This is a genomic window from Citrobacter freundii complex sp. 2024EL-00216, from assembly GCF_043945515.1.
Classification (GTDB): Bacteria; Pseudomonadota; Gammaproteobacteria; order Enterobacterales; family Enterobacteriaceae; genus Citrobacter; species Citrobacter portucalensis.
On sequence record NZ_JBIMRA010000068.1, the window covers coordinates 1 to 1,115 of the forward strand.

2 protein-coding genes are annotated in these 1,115 nt (G+C 47.7%); both read right to left on the reverse strand.

Going from position 1 to position 1,115, the window contains the following annotated elements; all coding sequences use genetic code 11:
* Positions 1 to 76: 76 nt before the first annotated feature.
* The gene (gene arsD / locus ACHHZ7_RS25420) at positions 77 to 439 is read right to left on the reverse strand and encodes an arsenite efflux transporter metallochaperone ArsD (RefSeq protein WP_000783215.1); all 363 of its coding nucleotides are present in this window, start codon (positions 437 to 439) and stop codon (positions 77 to 79) included.
* A 47-nt stretch (positions 440 to 486) separates the two neighbouring features.
* The gene (gene arsR / locus ACHHZ7_RS25425; protein ID WP_001114073.1) at positions 487 to 840 is read right to left on the reverse strand and encodes an As(III)-sensing metalloregulatory transcriptional repressor ArsR; all 354 of its coding nucleotides are present in this window, start codon (positions 838 to 840) and stop codon (positions 487 to 489) included.
* Between the last annotated feature and the right edge of the window lie 275 nt (positions 841 to 1,115).

Sequence of the window (1,115 nt, forward strand, 5' to 3'; positions counted from 1 at the left end):
CCTACACCTCCCTTACCGGTGAAAAACAGGTAAGACGGGATATTCTCTAAGAATTTCATATGTCCTCCTGACATACTCAACAACAGGAAGTTTTACCACCACAGCAACTGGTGGAAGCTAAACCCACCTTTTCCAGCGGTATACCAAACCAGCGAGCCAGTTCAGCGCGTTTTGGGTATCGCCCGGCCATCACCGTTTCACCATCAAGCAACAGCAGCGGAAGCCCTTCAGCTCCAGAAGCCTCAAGGAATGCTTTCGCTTTTTCGTTCTCAACGAAGCTCATAGGCTGCTGCGCCAGGTTATAACGTTCGATCTGAACCCCACGCCCTTTCAGCCATTGCACATCAGCAGAAAAATTGACCAAAACCTGATCGACATCTGAACCACAAACGCCGGTACTGCAGCACATCGCCGGATCAAACACCGTTAACATTTTCATCTTTAACACCTCATATTCGTAAAAACATATATGTACAGGCAAAATTTTTAGATACAAACAGCCTTACCGCTGCCAGAGCAGTTGGCCGATGCCAGCTTACGGGCGATGGCCTGTACGTCGTCCTGTTGACTTAACCAGGCCTGCTCAATCACCAGGGCAGCCCAGGAAGGAATATGCGGGGATAAGCGATAATGAACCCATTTCCCCTGCTTGCGATCCAGCAACAGGCCACTTTCCCGAAGCATCGCCAGATGGCGGGAGGTCTTGGGTTGTGATTGTTCCAGCGCTGTGCAGAGATCGCATACGCACAGCTCCCCCATCTCCCTGAGCAGTAGCACGATACCCAGGCGGGTTTCATCAGATAGTATTTTGAAAAGTTGTAGGGATGCAATTTCTGGCATTATGTACTCCTGCTATGAATGGGTATTGTCTCTCCACCAAAACAAGAAGTCAAAATCATATGTGTTTTCTCGCATGTGAGTGCAGGTGTCACTATGCGGTTGAAAAACGACCTGATGTGCGATCGTTACGTTAGTTGGGTAGGTAAAAAAGTCATTTGAGGCTAAAACATTGCTTAGTGCGGGCTTTCAGTTCATAGAGAAGAATGAATAATATCAATTATAACAATTGGTTATTTCCTTAGCGTACGTTTTCGTTCCATTGGCCCTCAGACCCC

What these genes read in the sequence shown, in the direction of transcription:
- arsD (WP_000783215.1), bottom strand. Translation starts at nt 439, where the DNA reads ATGAAAATGTTAACGGTGTTTGATCCGGCGATGTGCTGCAGTACCGGC.
- arsR (WP_001114073.1), bottom strand. Translation starts at nt 840, where the DNA reads ATGCCAGAAATTGCATCCCTACAACTTTTCAAAATACTATCTGATGAA.